The organism is Pseudomonas sp. WOUb67 (genome assembly GCF_050058005.1).
In the GTDB taxonomy this organism is placed as follows: Bacteria; Pseudomonadota; Gammaproteobacteria; order Pseudomonadales; family Pseudomonadaceae; genus Aquipseudomonas; species Aquipseudomonas putida_R.
Window position 1 is genome coordinate 1,080,210 of sequence record NZ_CP170112.1, and the last position, 18,798, is coordinate 1,099,007.

The window sequence follows — 18,798 nt, forward strand, 5'->3', positions numbered from 1 at the left end:
GTGGATCATTTGCCCGAGGTGATGTTCAGCCCTTTGAGCAGGCTCAGGGCCTGGCTCAGCTGGAAGTCATCGTCCTGCGGGCGTTCCTTGCGCTTGCTGCTGCCGGTCGGGCGGTCGGCGCCGCCGTTGCCGTTGCCCAGGTGGCCCTGCAGGTCGGCTTCCTTGAAGTTTTCGGTGTCGACTTCGGCGGTGAGCTTGGCCGGGCGCACTTCGATGTCCGGCACGATGCCCTGGGCCTGGATCGAACGGCCGTTGGGGGTGTAGTACAGCGCGGTGGTCAGCTTCAGGGCGCGGTCGTTGGCCAGCGGCAGCACGGTCTGCACCGAGCCCTTGCCGAAGCTGTCGGTACCCATCAGCACGGCGCGCTTCTGGTCTTGCAGGGCGCCGGCGACGATCTCGGAGGCCGAGGCGCTGCCGCCGTTGATCAGCACCACCAGTGGCACACCTTCGCTGGCGTCGGCCGGGTCGGCGGAGAAGCGCAGTTCGGAGTTGGCGATGCGGCCCTTGGTGTAAACGATCAGGCCCTTGGTCAGGAAGTGGTCGGCCACTTCTACTGCCGACTGCAACACCCCGCCCGGGTTGTTGCGCAGATCCAGCACTACCCCGCGCAACTTCTTGCCGTTGTCCTTGCGCAGCTTGGCCAGCGCCTTGCCCACTTCGTCGCCGGTCTTGACCTGGAACTGGGTGATACGGATGTAGCCGTAGTCGTTCTCCAGCAACTGGCTCTTCACGCTCTTGACCTGGATGACCGCGCGGGCCAGCGTCACGTCGAACGGATTGCCGCCGTCGCGCACCAGGGTCAGGGTGATCTTCTCGCCGATCTTGCCGCGCATCTTGTCGACCGCTTCGGTCATGGTCTGGCCACGGGTCGGGGCGCCGTTGATCTTGACGATCAGGTCGCCGGCCTGCACACCGGCACGCGAAGCCGGGGTGTCATCGATTGGCGAGACCACCTTGATGAAGCCGTCTTCCTGGCCCACTTCGATGCCCAGCCCGCCGAACTCGCCGCTGGTGCTTTCCTGCAACTCCTGGAAATCCTCGGGGCCGAGGTAGGCGGAGTGCGGGTCGAGGTTGCTGAGCATGCCCTTGATGGCGTTTTCCAGCAGGGTCTTGTCATCCACAGGTTCCACGTAGGCGGCCTTGATGCGGTCCATGACCTCGGCGAAGGTGCGCAGCTCTTCCAGCGGCAGCGGCGCCTTGGCGGTCACCTCGGTGGCTGGCACTGCGGCGGCCTTGGCCGGCTCTGCGGCGGTGGCCAGGGGCGCGCCGACCGCCAGGGCGATGGACAGGGCCAGCTGGGTGAGACGAGGCGAGTGCAGCATGTCGAACGAACTCCTGATCCTGTAAGCGCTCCTTGGGGAGCATCGGCGCAGCATTCAGGCTACGCCGTAGAAATTTGACTAGCCCCGGCACCACTGCGAAGGGTCGGTAGGCCGACCCTGCTGGCGGATGGCGAAGTACAAGCCTGCCGCGTCCTGGCCACCGCTGTCGCCAACGGTGGAAATGGCTTCACCGGCCTTGACGATATCACCGGCGCTCTTGAGCAGGCTCTGGTTGTGGCCGTACAGGCTCAGGTAACCGTTGCCATGGTCGAGAATGACCAGAAGCCCGGCGCCGCGCAACCAGTCGGCGAACACCACGCGCCCGCCGTGCACCGCACGTACCTGGGTGCCCGGGTTGGCGCTGATCATCACCCCGTCCCACTTGGCACGGGCGTCGCTGCCGCGGGCATCACCGAAGCGTGCCAGCAATCGACCGTTGACCGGCCACGGAAGTTTTCCCCGTGCCGAAGAAAATGCGCCGCCGTAGCTTGCGCCGTCGGTGGAAACCATTGGGCCGAGGGTGGTGCGAGCCTTTTTCGGTGGCTCCACCGGCTCCACGGGTGCCTGGGCCCGTTCGCGGGCAGCGGCGGCGGCCAGGGCCTCCTGCTGGCGGCGTTTTTCTGCTTCCTGCTGGGCCAGCAAGGCTTTCTTGCGCGCTCCTTCAGCTTCGCGGGCCTGGCGGGCCAGGGTTTCCTCGATGGTCTTGAGGACTTTGGCCAGGTCGGCCTGGTCCTGCTCGCGGGCCTGCAACTTCTGGTCGCGGTCCTTCATGTCGCCATTGAGCTTGGCCAGCACCTGCTGGCGCTTGCCGCGCTCGGTTTCCAGGGCCTGGCGGCGGCTGTCGAGGTCGGCGCGCTGGGTAAGCAACTGTTGCTGCTGGCCGGCAATGTCCTGCTCGACGTTGGCCAGCTGGCGCAAGGTCTCGTTGAAGGTGCGCAATTGTTCCAGGCGCGCCTTGCTCAGGTAATCGTAGTAAGTCAGGGTGCGGGCGAACTTCTCGGGGTTCTGCTGGTTGAGCAGCAGCTTGAGGTATTCCTCGCGGCCGTTGTTCTGGTAGGCCGAACGGGCCTGAATGGCGATCAGTCGTTGTTGTTCAACGCGGGCGCTCTGGAGTTTTTTTTTCTCGGTATCAAGGCGCTCCAGATCGCCCTCGGTCTTTTTTAGCTCTTGCTGCAGAGCCTCCACCTGTTTTTCGAGATCGCCGATGTCGGTCTCGGTGGCTTTGAGGTCCTTTTGCACACCGGCCTTTTCTTCCTGGAGCTTGCCCAGCGTCTTCTTGAGCTCGGCAATGTCCTGGCGGGTGGCGTCCAGTTGCTGCTGGGTCTGCACACGCTCATCGGCGAAGGCCGGGCTGAGCAGGCAAGACAGGGCTAGGAGGATCAGGGCGCGAAGCATGGGGTTTGGCGTACCAAGGATGGAGACTGGCCTAGTATGCCCGCCCGGGCGTGCAAAAAAAACGCCTCGCTGCGGGTGCAGGGGGGCGTTTGTCTGGAATTCATGTGTTATTGGGGCTGCTGCGCAGCCCGATCGCGACACAAGGCCGCTCCTACAGGCATCACGCGAGCCCTTGTAGGAGCAGCCTTGTGCTGCGAATGGGCCGCAAAGCGGCCCCAATACACCGAATCAGGCGTCGACCAGGATCGAGGTACCGGTCATTTCCACCGGCTTCTCCAGCCCCAGCAGCTTCAGCATGGTCGGCGCCACGTCGGCCAGCACGCCGCCATCGCGCACCTTGACGTTGCGCTTGCCCACATAGATGAACGGTACCGGCTCGGTGGTGTGCGCGGTGTGCGCCTGGCCGGTGCATTCGTCTTCCATCTGCTCGACGTTGCCGTGGTCGGCGGTGATCAGCGCTTCGCCGTCCACCTTGTCCAGCGCTTCGACAATGCGCCCTACACAGGTATCCAGCGCTTCGACCGCCTTGACCGCCGCCTCGAACACGCCGGTGTGGCCGACCATGTCGCCGTTGGCGTAGTTGACCACGATCACGTCGTAGCGCTGCTGCTCGATGGCTTCGACAATGCGGTCGGTCACTTCCGGCGCGTTCATTTCCGGCTGCAGGTCGTAGGTGGCAACCTTCGGCGACGGGATCAGGATGCGTTCTTCGCCTTCGAACGGCTCTTCACGCCCGCCCGAGAAGAAGAAGGTGACGTGGGCGTACTTCTCGGTCTCGGCGATGCGCAGCTGGGTCTTGCCGTTCTTGGCCAGGTACTCGCCCAGCACATTGTCCAGGCTGGACGGTGCAAAGGCTGCGGGGGCCGGGATCTTGGCCGAGTACTGGGTCAGGCCGATGTAGGCCGCCACTTTTGGCAGGCGGGCACGCGGGAACTCGTTGAAGTCGGTTTCGACGAACGCGCGCGACAGCTCGCGGGCGCGGTCGGCGCGGAAGTTCATGAAGATCACGGCATCGCCATCTTCGACCTTGACCGCTTCACCAATGCGCGTGGCCTTGACGAACTCGTCGCTCTCGTCACGGGCGTAGGCCGCTTCCAGGCCGGCCTGGGCGGTGTCGGCGGTGTACTCGGCGGCGCTGTCGACGATCAGGTTGTAGGCGGCGCTGACACGGTCCCAGCGGTTGTCGCGGTCCATGGCGAAGTAGCGGCCGATCAGGCTGGCGATGCGGCCCTTGCCCAGCTTGGCGAAGGTGGCGTCGAGCAGTTCGATGGACGACTGTGCGCTGCGTGGCGGGGTGTCGCGGCCATCGAGGAAGGCGTGCAGGTAGATCTTGTCTGCACCGCGCTGCGCCGCCAGTTCGGCCATGGCCACCAGGTGGTCCTGGTGGCTGTGCACGCCACCATCGGACAGCAGGCCGAGGATGTGCACGGCCTTGCCGGCACCGGCGGCCTTGTCCACGGCAGCGGTGAGCACCGGGTTCTCGAAGAACTCACCATCGCGGATGGCTTTGGTGACGCGGGTGAAGTCCTGGTAGACGACGCGGCCGGCCCCCAGGTTCATGTGACCGACTTCGGAGTTGCCCATCTGCCCGTCCGGCAGGCCGACATCCATGCCCGAGCCGGAAATGAGGCCATGCGGCTGGGTGGCGCGCAGGCGATCATAGACCGGCGTATTGGCGGCAAAAATGGCGTTGTGTTCGGGGATCTCGCTGTGGCCGAAGCCATCCAGGATGATCAGGACCAGAGGTTTGGGCGTACTCGTCATCAATCAAACTCACGGTTGTTCAAAGATGATAAAGACACGCATTTTAGGGCAAATACGCCACCTGCGGCGAATATTCGTCCTGTTCCCTGACCAGCGCAGCCCATTCGGCAACATGAAGGTACCTTTGCGGCCGGCCCGCCGGGCTTTGGTGGTACTGGGGGGCTGTGTATACTGGCCGGCATTTTCAATCGCCTGGAACACCGCTGATGGTTGCTCACCTGATTCAATTCGCGACAGATCACTACATCCTGGTTGCGATCTTCGTTGTTCTGCTGGTCCTGCTGCTGCTCAATGAAATCCGCCGTGGCGGCCAGAGCCTGAGCAATGGCCAACTGACCGCCCTGGTCAATGCCGACAAGGGCCTGGTCCTCGACATCCGTACTGCCAAGGAATACGCCGCCGGCCACATCGTCGGTGCGATCAACATTCCGCAGGACAAGCTGGCCGCGCGCATGAGCGAGCTGGACAAGCACAAAGAGAAGACCCTGATCGTCGTCGACGCAATGGGCCAGCAGTCCGGCACCCACTGCCGCGAACTGCTCAAGGCTGGCTACACCGCTGCCAAACTGAGCGGTGGCGTTTCCAGCTGGAAAGCCGATAACCTGCCCCTGGTGAAGTGATATGAAGCCCGTCATCGTCTATTCCAGCGACTACTGCCCCTACTGCATGCGCGCCAAGTACCTGCTCGAGAGCAAGGGCGTGGCCTTCGAGGAAATCAAGGTCGACGGCAAGCCGCAGGTTCGTGCCGAGATGAGCCAGAAGGCCGGCCGTACGTCGGTGCCGCAGATCTGGATCGGCAGCACCCATGTCGGTGGATGCGATGACCTCTATGCCCTGGAGCGCGCCGGCAAGCTCGACGCGCTGCTGGCGGCCTGATTTGCACTGCATTCAAAAACATTAGGATAAGGATCTGCCATGACTGACCAACAGACCAACGGCGCTGCTGCAGAAGACAACAGCCCTCAGTTCTCCCTGCAGCGCATCTATGTGCGCGACCTGTCGTTCGAGGCCCCGAAAAGCCCGCAGATCTTCCGCCAGACCTGGGAGCCGAGCGTTGCGCTGGACCTGAACACCAAGCAGAAAGCCCTGGAAGGTGACTTCCACGAGGTGGTGCTGACCCTGTCGGTAACCGTCAAGAACGGTGACGAAGTGGCGTTCATCGCTGAAGTGCAGCAGGCCGGTATCTTCCTGATCGCCAACCTGGATGCGGCTTCGATGAGCCACACCCTGGGTGCGTTCTGCCCGAACATCCTGTTCCCTTACGCCCGTGAGACCCTGGACAGCCTGGTGACCCGCGGTTCGTTCCCGGCCCTGATGCTGTCGCCGGTCAACTTCGACGCCCTGTACGCGCAAGAAATGCAGCGCATGCAGGAAGCGGGCGAAGTGCCGACTGTGCAGTAATCGCTGCCGGTATCAAGAAAGCGCCTCTCGGGGCGCTTTTTTATTGCCTGTTCCGGCCCTATCGCCGGCAAGCCAGCTCCCACAGGTACTGCACAGGTTCCAAGGCTGGTGCGGTCCCTGTGGGAGCTGGCTTGCCGGCGATAGGGCCAGTGCAGGCAGCGCATCAGCTCCCGGCAAACCCGTTCTGCCGCCAGGCCTCATACACCGTCACCGCCACGGTATTGGACAGGTTCAGGCTCCGGCACCCCGGCCGCATCGGCAGGCGCAGGCGTTGTTCAGCTGGAAGGCTGTCCAGCACCTCGGCCGGCAACCCGCGGCTCTCTGGCCCGAACAGGAAAGCGTCGCCCGGTTGATAGGCCACTTCATGGAACGGGTGCGAGCCCTTGGTGGTAAAGGCGAACAGCCTTGGATTACCCAGGCTTTCCAGGCATCCGGCCAGGCTCTCATGGCGCTTGAGCGTGGCATACTCATGGTAATCCAGCCCCGCGCGCCGCAGGCGCTTGTCATCCAGTTCGAAGCTGATGGGTTCGATCAGGTGCAGGTGGCAGCCGCTGTTGGCGCACAGGCGAATGATGTTGCCGGTATTCGGCGGAATTTCTGGTTGAAAAAGGATGACGTGAAACATGCACGGCTCCAAGCGTGAAGATGACGGGCATTCTACCCCTGAACCGGACGTGCGTTCGAAGGCCTTCCCACGGGTAATGCTGTCACTGGCGATTGTCGGTTTGATGGTAGGGCTGATGATCGGCCGCATCACCGCCCCCGACGAGCGTGAGCTGCAGCAGGTGGAGGTGGTACAGGATGGCCTGACGCTGTGGTTCAACGAAGAACCCAAGCTGCATGGCGAGAACGTGGAAGGCACGGTTGCGCTGCTGTTCCAGGCCCAGGGCAAGGCCCAGCAAGGGCAATTGAGCCTGCAGGGTAAACCGGTCAGTTGGCGGGTGCAGAAGAGTGACGAAGGGCTGCTGCTGACGGTGATTGCCGCGCGTCCCCTGCACGGCGAATGGGCCGGTGCAGAGGACGATGGGCGTTGGCGGGTGCAGGTGAAACTGCACGAATAAAAGAGGGGATATCCCGGCCTGCCTGTACCAGGGTCCCCAAAAGGGGTTACTGCGTATAAAGGGGGGATGACCCGGCCTGCCTGTACCGAGGTCCCCAAAACGGGCGGTGTTGCGAATAAAAGAGGGGTTCACCCGGCCTGCCTGTACCAGGGCCCCCGAAACTGGGTATGTATTAGCTATTGCAGGGGGCGTGCCAGTTTTGAAAAGCCCGTGAATATTGGGCTTTGAGGGGGATTTGGCCGGGTTTTGAGGGGGTTTGTGCCTTCGCGAGGTGCATCGGGCACAGGATCGGTGCATGGAGCCGGTATTTTTTTGCGCCACAAACGCATTCGCGGGTAAACCCGCTCCCACAGGTACAGCGCCGACCTTGAGGCTGGCGCCGTACCTGTGGGAGCGGGTTTACCCGCGAATGTATCGGTGCAGGCAGTTATGAATTAGTGGTCGTCACCTTCCTCATCATCCCCACCCGCCACATTCATCCCCAGCTCCTTGATCTTGCGCGTCAGGGTATTACGCCCCCAGCCCAGCAACAGCGCCGCATCCCGGCGCCGACCGGCGGTGTGCTTGAGCGCCGTCTCGATCATGATCCGTTCAAAACTCGGCACCGCGCTGTCCAGCAGGTTCGACTGCCCGCGCGCCAACGCCTGGTCGGCCCACTGGCGCAGGGCCTGCTCCCAGTTGGTTACCGGTGCGGCGTCCTGTGGCAGGTTCAGCAGCTCGGGCGGCAAGTCGCCGATCAGCACCTCGCGGCTGGACGCCATCACGGTGATCCAGCGGCAGGTGTTTTCCATCTGCCGCACGTTGCCTGGCCACGGCAGGTTGCGGATGAACTCTTCGGTTTCCGGCTTGAGGATCTTCGGCTCGACCGCCAGTTCCTGGGCGGCGCGGGCGAGGAAGTGGCGGGCGAGGGCAGGGATGTCCTCGCGGCGGTCAGCCAGGCGCGGAATGTGGATGCGGATCACGTTCAGGCGATGGAACAAGTCCTCGCGGAACTTGCCCGCCTGCACCAGCGACTCCAGGTTCTGGTGGGTCGCTGCAATGATGCGCACGTCGACCTTGACTGGCACATGGCCGCCAACGCGGTAGAACTCGCCATCGGCCAGCACCCGCAGCAGGCGGGTCTGGGTGTCGGCGGGCATGTCGCCGATTTCGTCGAGGAACAAGGTGCCGCCATCGGCCTGCTCGAAGCGGCCCCGGCGCAGGTTGGCAGCACCGGTGAAGGCGCCTTTTTCATGGCCGAACAGCTCGGACTCCATCAAGTCCTTGGGGATGGCCGCCATGTTCAGGGCAATGAACGGCGACGCCGCACGCGGGCTGTGACGGTGCAGGGCGTGGGCCACCAGTTCTTTACCGGTGCCGGACTCACCGTTGATCAGTACCGTGATGTTGGAGTGGCTGAGGCGGCCGATGGCGCGGAACACCTCCTGCATCGCCGGGGCTTCGCCGATGATTTCCGGGGTGCGCGCCAGGTTCTGTGGCACATCCAGGCCTTGTTGCTCCTGGGCGTGCTGGTTGGCGCGCTTCACCAGCGAGACGGCTTCGTCCACATCGAACGGCTTGGGCAGGTACTCGAAGGCACCGCCCTGGTACGACGCCACGGCGCTGTCGAGGTCGGAATGGGCGGTCATGATGATGACCGGCAGGCGCGGGTGGTGTTCGCGGATCTGTGCCAACAGGTCGAGGCCGCTGGCACCCGGCATGCGAATGTCGGAAATGATCACGTCCGGTTGCTGGCGTGCCAGGCGGCCCATCACACCGTCTGCGCTGTCGAAGCTCTGGGTGGTCATGCCTTCCTGTTGCAGGGCTTTTTCCAGGACCCAGCGGATGGAGCGATCATCGTCGACGATCCATACGGTTTCACTTCGGCTCATGAGGCGGTGGCTCCTTGTTCCAGGGGCAGGTAGATCGAGAAGGCGGTGTGGCCTGCGTGGCTTTCACACTCGATCAGGCCCTGGTGCTGGCTGATGATGTTCTGGGTAATGGCCAGGCCCAGCCCGGTACCGTCCGGGCGGCCGCTGACCATGGGATAGAAGAGGGTGTCTTGCAGTTCCGGCGGAATGCCCGGGCCGTTATCGATGATCTCCACCCGTGCGACCAGGCGGTGGCGAACATGGCCGATGGTGAACTGGCGCAAGGCGCGGCTGCGCAGGGTGATGCGGCCCAGGCGCAGTTCGTTCTGCGAACTGATCGCCTGCATGGCATTGCGCACGATGTTGAGTACGGCCTGGATCATCTGCTCGCGGTCGATCAGCACGTCCGGCAGGCTTGGGTCGTAATCGCGCACCAAAGTGATGCAACCCTGGCTTTCGGCGTCGACCAGGCTGCAGACCCGCTCCAGCACTTCGTGGATGTTGGTCATGGCCAGCGATGGCAGCTTGTTCGAACCGAGCATGCGGTCGACCAGGTTGCGCAGGCGGTCGGCCTCTTCGATGATCACGTTGGTGTAGTCGCGCAGGCCTTCTTCGGGCAGCTCGCGGGCCAGCAACTGGGCTGCGCCACGGATGCCGCCGAGTGGGTTCTTGATTTCGTGGGCCAGGCCACGCACCAGCATCTTGGTGGTTTCCTGCTTGCTCAGCTGGGCCTCTTCCTTGGTGATGCGCAGCAGCCGGTCGCGCGGGTGCACCTCCAGCAACAGCAGGGTCTGGCCCTGGTTCAGGATGGGGGTTACCGCGTAGTCGACGGTGATGGTCTGCCCGGTCAGCGAGGTGAGCTGCGCTTCGCGCTTGGTGAACGGGTGCGCCTGCTCGACCGCCTGGCGCAACGAGCTGAGGGCCTCGGTCGACTCGGTAAACAGCTCGCTGATGAACTGCCCATGGCTACGTTGACCACTGACGGCGAGCAGCATTTCCGCGGCCGGGTTCATGTACTCCAGGCGCAGCTCGGCGTTGAGCAGCAACGTGGCGGTGGTCAGGTTGTCCAGAAGCAGACGGTGCTGCGCATCGCTGATGGTCATAAGGCGTCGTTGACCTCTTTTGGCGCTTGCCTGGCACTTTCTTGGCCAGGGCCGGGCTCGGGGTGCATCGGCTGATGCGTGTCTCTTTGCAGAAAAAATGCAAGAAACAAACCAAAGCTCCGAAAAGAAGCGGGATTTGCCGATAAAGGCCTGGATCTGCGCAAATTCGGATCAGAAAGTCTTGGTGAAACGTTTAATGTGAACCAGATTGGGGAGCAAATCGGGGCACTGCACTCAATCTTGCACCAAGATAGAGCATAGCGTGGGTGGCGAGGTTTCTGCGTGGGGCGTAAACGAAAACGGCCTCCCGAAGGAGGCCGTCGTGATCATGTCACCGGCGCGAGGCGCCGATCAGATCAGCAGCTGTAGTACAGCTCGTATTCCAGCGGGTGTACGAAGGTGCGGACCTTGATTTCTTCTTCCGACTTCAGCTCGATGAAGGCATCGATGAAGTCGTCGGAGAACACGCCGCCCTTGGTCAGGAACGCACGGCCTTTGTCCAGCTCTTCCAGGGCTTCTTTCAGGCTGCCGCACACTTGCGGAATGTCCTTGGCCTCTTCTGGTGGCAGGTCGTACAGGTTCTTGTCGGCAGCATCGCCTGGGTGGATCTTGTTCTGGATGCCGTCCAGGCCAGCCATCAGCAGGGCCGCGAAGGCCAGGTACGGGTTGGCCGATGGGTCCGGGAAGCGTGCTTCGATACGGCGGGCTTTCGGGCTGCCGACGTAAGGAATACGGATCGATGCGGAACGGTTGCGAGCCGAGTAGGCCAGCATTACCGGGGCTTCGAAGCCTGGGACCAGACGCTTGTAGGAGTTGGTCGACGGGTTGGTGAAGCCGTTCAGGGCCTTACCGTGCTTGATGATGCCGCCGATGAAGTACAGGGCAGTGTCGGACAGGCCGGCATAGCCTTCACCCGAGAAGGTGTTCTTGCCGTCTTTCCAGATCGACATGTGCACGTGCATGCCCGAGCCGTTGTCGCCGTACAGTGGCTTCGGCATGAAGGTGGCGGTACGGCCGTAGGCGTCGGCAACGTTGTGCACGACGTATTTCAGGGCCTGTACTTCGTCAGCTTTCTTCACCAGGGTGTTGAACTTGACGCCGATTTCGTTCTGGCCGGCAGTCGCCACTTCGTGGTGGTGAACTTCAACGATCTGGCCCATTTCTTCCAGTGCGTTGCACATGGCAGTACGGATTTCGTGGTCGTGGTCGAACGGCGGAACCGGGAAGTAGCCGCCTTTCACGCCTGGACGGTGGCCTTTGTTGCCGCCTTCCACGTCAGCGCCGGTCATCCACGAGCCTTGCTCGGAGAAGATCTTGAACATCGAGCCGGAGATGTCCGAGTGGAACTTCACTTCGTCGAAGATGAAGAACTCTGGCTCCGGGCCTGCGAACACGGTGTCACCGATGCCGGTGCTCTTCAGGTACTCTTCGGCGCGCTTGGCGATCGCACGTGGGTCGCGATCGTAGCCCTGCATGCTCGACGGGTCGACGATGTCGCAGGTGATGATCAGGGTAGGTTCTTCGGTGAACGGGTCCAGGACGGCAGTGTCGTCAACCGGCATCAGGATCATGTCGGAAGCTTCGATGCCTTTCCAGCCAGCAATGGAGGAACCGTCGAACATCTTGCCGACTTCGAAGAAGTCTTCGTCCAGCGCATCGCGCGACGGCATGGTCACGTGGTGCTGAATGCCTTTGGTGTCCGTGAAACGCAGATCAATCCACTTGACGTCATGATCTTTGATGAGTTGAACCGACTTCGACATGTTGTCCTCCGGAGGGTCTAGAGCGCGGTGGGCCGCTGCCCTGGAAAAAGGGTGTTGCCGGGCGCGGATAGTCGGCCAAGCTTACCTGCCTCACAAGGGAGCAAATTGCATGCCAGTGCCCGAAAATGGCGAGGGTGGGATAAAAGCAGGCGTTTGCGGGCATTTGGCAGTGGGTTGGCGGGGAAAAGTGCACCCTTAAGATGCGGTTTTCGGCATCAATGCACCAATAGTGTGCATTGGTTGGGCTGTGTGTTTCCTTTAGGGGCCTCATCGCCGGCAAGCCAGCTCCCACAGATCAGGCGCAGGTCTCGGGGCCTGCCGATGTCCTGTGGGAGCTGGCTTGCCGGCGATGAGGCCAGTACAGGCAATATAAATCCAACCTTCTGTACAAAAGTTGGTCAAATCCTGAGCAATTTCCGATATAATTCGCGCCCCTCATTTTCGGCAGGCCCTGCGCGCGCTGTTAACCAATGAAACTTATCGTCAAAGTCTTCCCAGAAATCACCATCAAGAGCCGGCCGGTGCGCAAGCGCTTCATCCGCCAGCTCGCCAAGAACATCCGCAACGTGCTCAAGGACCTCGATCCTGAGCTCGCGGTCGATGGTGTCTGGGACAATCTCGAAGTGGTCACCCGCATCGAGGACGAAAAGGTCCAGCGCGAGATCATCGAGCGCCTCACCTGCACGCCGGGTATCACCCATTTCCTGCAGGTCGAGGAATACCCGCTGGGTGACTTCGACGACATCGTTGCCAAGTGCAAGCACCACTTCGGCCACCTGCTGGCCGGCAAGCACTTCGCCGTGCGCTGCAAGCGCGGTGGCCACCATGACTTCACCTCGATGGATGTCGACCGTTACGTCGGCAGCCAGCTGCGCCAGCAGTGTGGCGCCGCCGGCATCGAGCTGAAGAAGCCTGAAGTGCTGGTACGCATCGAAATCCGCAACCAGCGCCTGTACGTGATCCACAACCAGCACCAGGGCATCGGCGGTTACCCGCTGGGCGCCCTGGAGCAGACCCTGGTGCTGATGTCCGGTGGCTTCGACTCCACCGTGGCGGCTTACCAGATGATGCGCCGCGGCCTGATGACCCACTTCTGCTTCTTCAACCTCGGCGGCCGTGCCCACGAGCTGGGCGTGATGGAAGTGGCCCACTACCTGTGGAAGAAGTACGGCAGCAGCCAGCGCGTGCTGTTCATCAGCGTGCCGTTCGAAGAAGTGGTCGGCGAGATCCTCAACAAGGTCGACAACAGCTACATGGGCGTGACCCTCAAGCGCATGATGCTGCGCGGTGCCGCCCACATGGCTGACCGCCTGGAGATCGATGCGCTGGTGACCGGCGAAGCCATTTCCCAGGTGTCCAGCCAGACCCTGCCGAACCTGTCGATCATCGACTCGGCCACCGACAAGTTGGTGCTGCGCCCGCTGCTGGCCAGCCACAAGCAGGACATCATCGACCAGGCTACCGAAATCGGCACCGCCGACTTCGCCAAGCACATGCCAGAATACTGCGGCGTGATTTCGGTAAACCCGACCACTCACGCCAAGCGCCACCGCATGGAGCATGAAGAGAAGCAGTTCGACATGGCCGTGCTGGAGCGCGCCCTGGAGCGCGCCAGGCTGATCTCCATCGACCATGTGATCGATGAGCTGGGCAAGGACGTCGAAATCGAGGAAGTGACCGAGGCGCTGTCGGGCCAGATCGTCATCGACATTCGTCACCCCGATGCCCAGGAAGACGAACCTCTGGTGCTGGAAGGTATCGAAGTCCAGGCCATGCCGTTCTATGCCATCAACAGCAAGTTCAAGCACCTGGACCCGACGCGCCAGTACTTGCTGTATTGCGACAAGGGTGTGATGAGCCGTTTGCACGCACACCATCTGCTCAGTGAGGGACATGCCAATGTGCGTGTTTATCGTCCGACATAAGACGCCGGGGCTGTATGGCGGCAGTATCCGCCATCGCCCTCCCGACCGCCGGGCCCGCTGAGCCTTAAACAGTACATATTGGCCGCCTACAATGGGCGGCAACCGAATCCTCTGATCGAGATACACTTGTGATCGAAAATCTGCGTAACATCGCCATCATCGCCCACGTTGACCATGGTAAAACCACCCTGGTCGACAAACTCCTGCGTCAGTCCGGCACTCTGGAGCGTAACGAGCTCAACGACGAGCGCGTCATGGACTCCAACGACCAGGAAAAAGAGCGCGGTATTACCATTCTGGCGAAAAACACCGCCATCAACTGGAACGGCTACCACATCAACATCGTCGACACCCCCGGCCACGCCGACTTCGGTGGCGAGGTTGAGCGTGTAATGTCGATGGTCGACTCCGTGCTGCTGCTGGTCGACGCCCAAGACGGCCCGATGCCGCAAACCCGCTTCGTGACCAAGAAGGCCTTCGAAGCCGGCCTGAAGCCAATCGTCGTGATCAACAAGGTTGACCGTCCGGGCGCGCGTCCTGACTGGGTTCTGGACCAGATCTTCGACCTGTTCGACAACCTCGGTGCCACCGACGAACAGCTGGACTTCAAAGTCGTCTACGCCTCGGCCCTGAACGGCATTGCCGGTCTGGACCACACCGAAATGGGCGAAGACATGACTGCCCTGTACCAGGCTGTCATCGACCACGTTCCAGCGCCAGCTGTTGACCGTGACGGCCCGTTCCAGATGCAGATCTCCGCACTGGACTACAACAGCTTCCTGGGTGTGATCGGTGTTGGCCGTATTGCCCGTGGTCGCATCAAGCCGAACACCCCGGTTGTCGCCATCGACGCCGACGGCAAGAAGCGTAACGGCCGTATCCTCAAGCTGATGGGCCACCACGGCCTGCACCGCGTCGACGTCGAAGAAGCCCAGGCTGGCGACATCGTCTGCATCAGCGGTTTCGACGAGCTGTTCATCTCCGACACCCTGTGCGACCCGACTGCCGTTGAGGCGATGAAGCCGCTGACCGTCGACGAGCCTACCGTTTCGATGACCTTCCAGGTCAACGACTCGCCGTTCTGCGGCAAGGAAGGCAAGTTCGTCACCAGCCGTAACATCAAGGACCGTCTGGACAAAGAGCTGCTGTACAACGTTGCCCTGCGCGTTGAAGAAACCGACTCCCCAGACAAGTTCAAGGTCTCGGGCCGTGGTGAGCTGCACCTCTCGGTACTGATCGAAACCATGCGTCGCGAAGGCTTCGAGCTGGCCCTGGGCCGCCCGGAAGTGATCATTCGCGAAGTCGACGGCGTCAAGCAAGAGCCGTTCGAAAACGTCACCATCGACATCCCTGAAGAATCCCAGGGCAAGGTCATGGAAGAAATGGGCCTGCGTAAAGGCGACCTGACCAACATGGTTCCGGATGGCAAGGGCCGTGTACGCCTGGAATACAACATCCCGGCGCGTGGTCTGATCGGTTTCCGTAACCAGTTCCTGACCCTGACCAACGGTGCAGGCATCCTGACTTCGATCTTCGATCGCTACGACGCAGTGAAGTCCGGTCACATGTCCGGCCGTCAGAACGGCGTACTGGTTTCGGTCGAAACCGGCAAGGCGCTGACCTACTCGCTGGAAACCCTGCAGGCGCGCGGCAAGCTGTTCGTCGAGCACGGCCAGGAGATCTACAACGGTCAGATCATCGGCCAGAACAGCCGCGACAACGACCTGGGCGTCAACCCTACCAAGGGCAAGAAGCTCGACAACATGCGTGCTTCGGGTAAAGACGAAGTCATCGCCCTGGTTCCGCCGGTTCGCTTCACCCTGGAACAGGCTCTGGAATACATCCAGGAAGACGAGCTGTGCGAAGTAACGCCGAAGTCCATCCGTCTTCGCAAGAAGATCCTGGACGAAAGCGAGCGTACCCGCGCTGCCAAGAAAGCCAAAAACAGCTAAGTTAGCTTTGGCTGAATGAAAACGCCCCCGGTCGAAAGGCCGGGGGCGTTTTTTTTGCCTTCAGGATTTGCGTTGGCCTCTTCGCGGGCTTGCCCGCTCCCACAGGTGCTGCACAGGTTCTGAATGTTGTGGAGATCCTGTGGGAGCGGGCAAGCCCGCGAAGAGGCCGGATCAGGCTGACGATCAGCGCCCAACCACCTTGGGCTTATAGGCGCAATACCCCGGCCGCGGCCCGACCTTGGGGTGGTTGCGGCAGGTATCCGGGCGCTTGTCATAAATGGTGCACAGCCGGCTTTTACGATCCAGGTACATGCAGTCGTCGTTGCTCATCCGGGTCAGGGTGAAGATGCCCGACTTCTGGTTGAAGCGCTCGATGATGCCTTCTTTTTGCAGGCGCTTGGCCACGTTCTTCGGCGGTTCGTCTTTCTCGAACTCGTCTACCACGCCGATACGGATCAGATCCTTGATCTTCACCTCCACCGGCAGGGTGCAGCAGGTCGAATGGCAGCCATGGCACATGTTGCTGGTATAGCGCTGCCAGGTCTCCAGGCGGTCGACTTCGGCCGCGGCGATCAGGGTCGTTTTCATCTTTATAGGGTGGATCACGGTCTTGGGGCGCGCGATCATACCGGAATTGTTCAATTTATGAACAACCTTTTGCCGGATTGGCAAAGTGGGCATGAAAACTGCGAACAGTAACTGTCACTCCCTGTCGAAGGGTCTAGTCTCATCACTCTCCCTCCGCTTTCGTCAACTTGCCCAGAGGATGCCGCATGTCCCAGGAACCCGAAGCACGTGACGCCGAGGTGGCCGAATTTCGCGCCGCAGTACTGAACAAGCTGACCTACGCGGTCGGCAAGGACCCGGAGCATGCGTTCGACCACGACTGGTTCGAGGCCATTGCCCTGGCCGCGCGCGATCACATGGTCGACCACTGGATGGACCACACCCGCCAGGCTTACCGTAGAAGCCAGAAGCGGGTCTATTACCTCTCCCTCGAATTCCTTATCGGCCGCTTGCTGTACGACAGCCTGAGCAACCTGGGGCTGCTGGACGTCGCCCGTGAGGCGCTGCAAGGGCTGGACGTGGACCTGGAGCGCATCCGCCTGCTCGAACCCGACGCCGCGCTGGGTAACGGTGGCCTCGGCCGCCTGGCGGCGTGCTTCATGGAAAGCATGTCCACCCTGGGCATTGCCGCCCATGGTTACGGCATCCGCTACGAGCATGGGTTGTTCCGTCAGGCCGTGGTCGATGGCTGGCAGCAGGAGCAGACCGAAAACTGGCTGGACTTCGGTAACCCCTGGGAGTTCGAGCGTGCCGAGGTGATCTACCCGATCAGCTTCGGCGGCAGTGTCGAAACCGTGAACGACGCCAGTGGTACCCAGCGCCAGGTATGGTCGCCTGGCGAAACGGTGCGTGCGGTGGCCTACGACACGCCCGTGGTCGGCTGGCGCGGGTCCAGCGTCAACACCCTGCGCCTGTGGCGTGCGCGGGCACTGGAAGAGCTGCACCTGGAGCGCTTCAACGCCGGTGACCACCTGGGGGCGGTGGCTGAAGTGGCGCGGGCCGAGAGCATTTCGCGCGTGCTGTACCCGGCCGACAGCACCGAGGCCGGGCAGGAACTGCGCCTGCGCCAGGAGTACTTCTTTGTGTCGGCTTCGCTGCAGGACTTGCTGCGACGCCACCTGAACATGCACAAGGACCTGCTCAACCTGCCCGATGCGGCGGCCATCCAGCTTAACGACACGCACCCTTCGATTGCCGTGGCAGAGTTGATGCGGCTGTTGGTAGACCAGCATGAAGTGCCATGGGAAAAGGCCTGGGAGCTGACCGTTGGCACGCTCGCCTACACCAATCACACCCTGCTGCCCGAAGCCCTGGAAACCTGGCCGGTAGCCCTGATGGAGCGCATGCTGCCGCGTCACATGCAGATCATCTACCTGATCAACGCCTACCATATCGACGCATTGCGGGCCAAAGGCATGCACGACTTCGACGTGCTGCGCGCGGTGTCGCTGATCGAGGAAGACAACGGCCGCCGGGTGCGCATGGGTAACCTGGCGTTCCTTGGCTCGCACAGCGTCAACGGCGTGTCGGCGCTGCACAGCAAGCTGATGAAGAGCACCGTGTTCTCCGAGCTGCACAAGCTCTACCCGCAACGCATCAACAACAAGACCAACGGCATTACCTTCCGCCGCTGGCTGTACCAGTCCAACCCACAGCTGACCGAGATGCTGGTCGAAGCGCTTGGGCCGGGGCTCAAGGACGACCCTGAAGGGCTTCTGGCCGGCCTGGTGCCATTCGCCGACAAGGCGGGTTTCCGCAAGCAGTTCGCCGCCCAGCGCCTGCACAGCAAGCGCGCCCTGGCCAGCATCATCCAGGACCGCATTGGTGTCACGGTCAACCCCGAGGCGATGTTCGATGTGCAGGTCAAGCGTATCCACGAGTACAAGCGCCAGCTGCTCAACCTGCTGCACACCGTGGCGCTGTACCAGGCCATTCGCAACGACCCTGGCACCAACTGGGTGCCGCGGGTGAAGATCTTCGCCGGCAAGGCGGCGGCCAGTTACCACCAGGCCAAGCTGATCATCAAGCTGGCCAACGACATCGCCCGGGTGGTGAACAACGACCCGACCGTGCGCGGCCTGCTCAAGGTGGTGTTCCTGCCCAACTACAACGTCAGCCTGGCTGAAAGCATCATTCCGGCGGCCGACCTTTCCGAGCAGATTTCCACGGCCGGTTATGAAGCCTCCGGTACCAGCAACATGAAGTTCGGCCTGAACGGCGCGCTGACCATCGGCACCCTGGACGGTGCCAACGTGGAAATGTGCGAACAGGTGGGCGCCGACAACATGTTCATCTTCGGCCTGACCGCGCAGCAGGTCGAGGCGCGCAAGCGTGCCGGTGACTTTGGTGCCAATGCCGCCATAGCCGCTTCCAACCGCTTGAGCGACGTGCTGCAGGCGATTCGCAGCGGTGTGTTCTCGCCAGACGACCCTTCACGCTATGCCGGGTTGATCGACGGGCTGGTGGCCTACGACCGCTTCCTGGTGTGCGCCGACTTCGATGCCTACTGGGATGCCCAGCGGCGGGTCGAAGACCTGTGGCACACGCCGCAGGAGTGGTGGCGCATGGCGGTGCTGAACACGGCGCGGATGGGCTGGTTCTCGTCGGACCGGACCATTCGCGAATATGCTACCGAGATCTGGAAGGCACTGGATTGATGTGAGGCCATTCGCGGGCACGCCCGCTCCCACAGGTA

At 62.0% G+C, this 18,798-nt stretch carries 15 protein-coding genes; 7 read left to right on the forward strand and 8 right to left on the reverse strand.

The annotated features are described in order from the left end of the window. Positions 1 to 5 precede the first annotated feature (5 nt). From ABOC32_RS04825 to gpmI, 3 genes are all read right to left on the reverse strand, one after another. Positions 6 to 1,322, reverse strand: a complete 1,317-nt coding sequence (locus ABOC32_RS04825) for a S41 family peptidase (RefSeq protein WP_016502020.1) — start codon at positions 1,320 to 1,322, stop codon at positions 6 to 8. A gap of 78 nt (positions 1,323 to 1,400) precedes the next feature. Further along, the gene (locus ABOC32_RS04830; protein WP_426810278.1) at positions 1,401 to 2,717 is read right to left on the reverse strand and encodes a murein hydrolase activator EnvC family protein; all 1,317 of its coding nucleotides are present in this window, start codon (positions 2,715 to 2,717) and stop codon (positions 1,401 to 1,403) included. Positions 2,718 to 2,945: 228 nt separating this feature from the next. Then, positions 2,946 to 4,481 (reverse strand): 2,3-bisphosphoglycerate-independent phosphoglycerate mutase, encoded by a 1,536-nt coding sequence (gene gpmI, locus ABOC32_RS04835; protein WP_426810279.1) that lies wholly within the window; start codon positions 4,479 to 4,481, stop codon positions 2,946 to 2,948. A 206-nt stretch (positions 4,482 to 4,687) separates the two neighbouring features. Here gpmI and ABOC32_RS04840 point away from each other — a divergent pair, with 206 nt between their 5' ends. Genes ABOC32_RS04840 through secB form a run of 3 tightly spaced genes read left to right on the forward strand, consistent with a single transcriptional unit; the run spans position 4,688 to position 5,882 of the window. After that, positions 4,688 to 5,101 (forward strand): rhodanese-like domain-containing protein, encoded by a 414-nt coding sequence (locus ABOC32_RS04840; RefSeq protein ID WP_284353155.1) that lies wholly within the window; start codon positions 4,688 to 4,690, stop codon positions 5,099 to 5,101. Between the two features lies 1 nt (position 5,102). Then, on the forward strand, positions 5,103 to 5,357 hold the full coding sequence (gene grxC / locus ABOC32_RS04845; protein WP_003249204.1) for a glutaredoxin 3: 255 nt from the start codon (positions 5,103 to 5,105) through the stop codon (positions 5,355 to 5,357). Positions 5,358 to 5,396: 39 nt separating this feature from the next. After that, a complete protein-coding gene (gene secB / locus ABOC32_RS04850; RefSeq protein ID WP_016489596.1) occupies positions 5,397 to 5,882 on the forward strand; it encodes a protein-export chaperone SecB in 486 nt (161 codons plus the stop codon). A 163-nt stretch (positions 5,883 to 6,045) separates the two neighbouring features. On the opposite strand, the gene trmL is transcribed toward secB, so the two are convergent. Further along, entirely contained in the window at positions 6,046 to 6,507 is a 462-nt protein-coding gene (gene trmL / locus ABOC32_RS04855; protein ID WP_012274606.1) for a tRNA (uridine(34)/cytosine(34)/5-carboxymethylaminomethyluridine(34)-2'-O)-methyltransferase TrmL, read from the reverse strand. Between trmL and ABOC32_RS04860 the strand changes: the two genes are divergently transcribed. Next, positions 6,506 to 6,943, forward strand: a complete 438-nt coding sequence (locus tag ABOC32_RS04860) for a hypothetical protein (protein WP_426810280.1) — start codon at positions 6,506 to 6,508, stop codon at positions 6,941 to 6,943. The two genes, trmL and ABOC32_RS04860, sit on opposite strands and share 2 nt — an antisense overlap. Before the next feature lie 434 nt (positions 6,944 to 7,377). Here the strand turns inward: ABOC32_RS04860 and ntrC are convergent, their stop codons facing one another. The 3 genes from ntrC to glnA form a co-directional block, all read right to left on the reverse strand. After that, positions 7,378 to 8,814: a nitrogen regulation protein NR(I) gene (ntrC, locus tag ABOC32_RS04865; RefSeq protein WP_019470638.1), complete on the reverse strand. Its 1,437-nt coding sequence runs from the start codon at positions 8,812 to 8,814 to the stop codon at positions 7,378 to 7,380. Further along, positions 8,811 to 9,896, reverse strand: coding sequence for a nitrogen regulation protein NR(II) (glnL, locus tag ABOC32_RS04870; RefSeq protein WP_016489593.1), 1,086 nt, complete (start codon positions 9,894 to 9,896; stop codon positions 8,811 to 8,813). Before glnL ends, ntrC begins: the two co-directional genes overlap by 4 nt. A 356-nt stretch (positions 9,897 to 10,252) precedes the next feature. Continuing rightward, complete coding sequence (gene glnA / locus ABOC32_RS04875) at positions 10,253 to 11,659, reverse strand: type I glutamate--ammonia ligase (RefSeq protein ID WP_043200634.1); 1,407 nt, start codon at positions 11,657 to 11,659, stop codon at positions 10,253 to 10,255. A 470-nt stretch (positions 11,660 to 12,129) separates the two neighbouring features. Here glnA and thiI point away from each other — a divergent pair, with 470 nt between their 5' ends. Both thiI and typA read left to right on the forward strand, forming a co-directional pair. Beyond that, positions 12,130 to 13,584: a tRNA uracil 4-sulfurtransferase ThiI gene (thiI, locus tag ABOC32_RS04880; RefSeq protein WP_426810281.1), complete on the forward strand. Its 1,455-nt coding sequence runs from the start codon at positions 12,130 to 12,132 to the stop codon at positions 13,582 to 13,584. A gap of 128 nt (positions 13,585 to 13,712) precedes the next feature. Beyond that, positions 13,713 to 15,536 (forward strand): translational GTPase TypA, encoded by a 1,824-nt coding sequence (typA, locus tag ABOC32_RS04885; RefSeq protein ID WP_016489590.1) that lies wholly within the window; start codon positions 13,713 to 13,715, stop codon positions 15,534 to 15,536. A gap of 183 nt (positions 15,537 to 15,719) precedes the next feature. Here the strand turns inward: typA and ABOC32_RS04890 are convergent, their stop codons facing one another. Next, the gene (locus tag ABOC32_RS04890; RefSeq protein ID WP_003249225.1) at positions 15,720 to 16,124 is read right to left on the reverse strand and encodes a YkgJ family cysteine cluster protein; all 405 of its coding nucleotides are present in this window, start codon (positions 16,122 to 16,124) and stop codon (positions 15,720 to 15,722) included. Positions 16,125 to 16,309: 185 nt separating this feature from the next. Between ABOC32_RS04890 and ABOC32_RS04895 the strand changes: the two genes are divergently transcribed. Then, on the forward strand, positions 16,310 to 18,760 hold the full coding sequence (locus tag ABOC32_RS04895; RefSeq protein WP_426810282.1) for a glycogen/starch/alpha-glucan phosphorylase: 2,451 nt from the start codon (positions 16,310 to 16,312) through the stop codon (positions 18,758 to 18,760). Positions 18,761 to 18,798: the final 38 nt, after the last annotated feature.

What these genes read in the sequence shown, in the direction of transcription:
- ABOC32_RS04825 (WP_016502020.1), bottom strand. Translation starts at nt 1,322, where the DNA reads ATGCTGCACTCGCCTCGTCTCACCCAGCTGGCCCTGTCCATCGCCCTG.
- ABOC32_RS04830 (WP_426810278.1), bottom strand. Translation starts at nt 2,717, where the DNA reads ATGCTTCGCGCCCTGATCCTCCTAGCCCTGTCTTGCCTGCTCAGCCCG.
- gpmI (WP_426810279.1), bottom strand. Translation starts at nt 4,481, where the DNA reads ATGACGAGTACGCCCAAACCTCTGGTCCTGATCATCCTGGATGGCTTC.
- ABOC32_RS04840 (WP_284353155.1), top strand. Translation starts at nt 4,688, where the DNA reads ATGGTTGCTCACCTGATTCAATTCGCGACAGATCACTACATCCTGGTT.
- grxC (WP_003249204.1), top strand. Translation starts at nt 5,103, where the DNA reads ATGAAGCCCGTCATCGTCTATTCCAGCGACTACTGCCCCTACTGCATG.
- secB (WP_016489596.1), top strand. Translation starts at nt 5,397, where the DNA reads ATGACTGACCAACAGACCAACGGCGCTGCTGCAGAAGACAACAGCCCT.
- ABOC32_RS04860 (WP_426810280.1), top strand. Translation starts at nt 6,506, where the DNA reads ATGCACGGCTCCAAGCGTGAAGATGACGGGCATTCTACCCCTGAACCG.
- trmL (WP_012274606.1), bottom strand. Translation starts at nt 6,507, where the DNA reads ATGTTTCACGTCATCCTTTTTCAACCAGAAATTCCGCCGAATACCGGC.
- ntrC (WP_019470638.1), bottom strand. Translation starts at nt 8,814, where the DNA reads ATGAGCCGAAGTGAAACCGTATGGATCGTCGACGATGATCGCTCCATC.
- glnL (WP_016489593.1), bottom strand. Translation starts at nt 9,896, where the DNA reads ATGACCATCAGCGATGCGCAGCACCGTCTGCTTCTGGACAACCTGACC.
- glnA (WP_043200634.1), bottom strand. Translation starts at nt 11,659, where the DNA reads ATGTCGAAGTCGGTTCAACTCATCAAAGATCATGACGTCAAGTGGATT.
- thiI (WP_426810281.1), top strand. Translation starts at nt 12,130, where the DNA reads ATGAAACTTATCGTCAAAGTCTTCCCAGAAATCACCATCAAGAGCCGG.
- ABOC32_RS04890 (WP_003249225.1), bottom strand. Translation starts at nt 16,124, where the DNA reads ATGAAAACGACCCTGATCGCCGCGGCCGAAGTCGACCGCCTGGAGACC.
- ABOC32_RS04895 (WP_426810282.1), top strand. Translation starts at nt 16,310, where the DNA reads ATGTCCCAGGAACCCGAAGCACGTGACGCCGAGGTGGCCGAATTTCGC.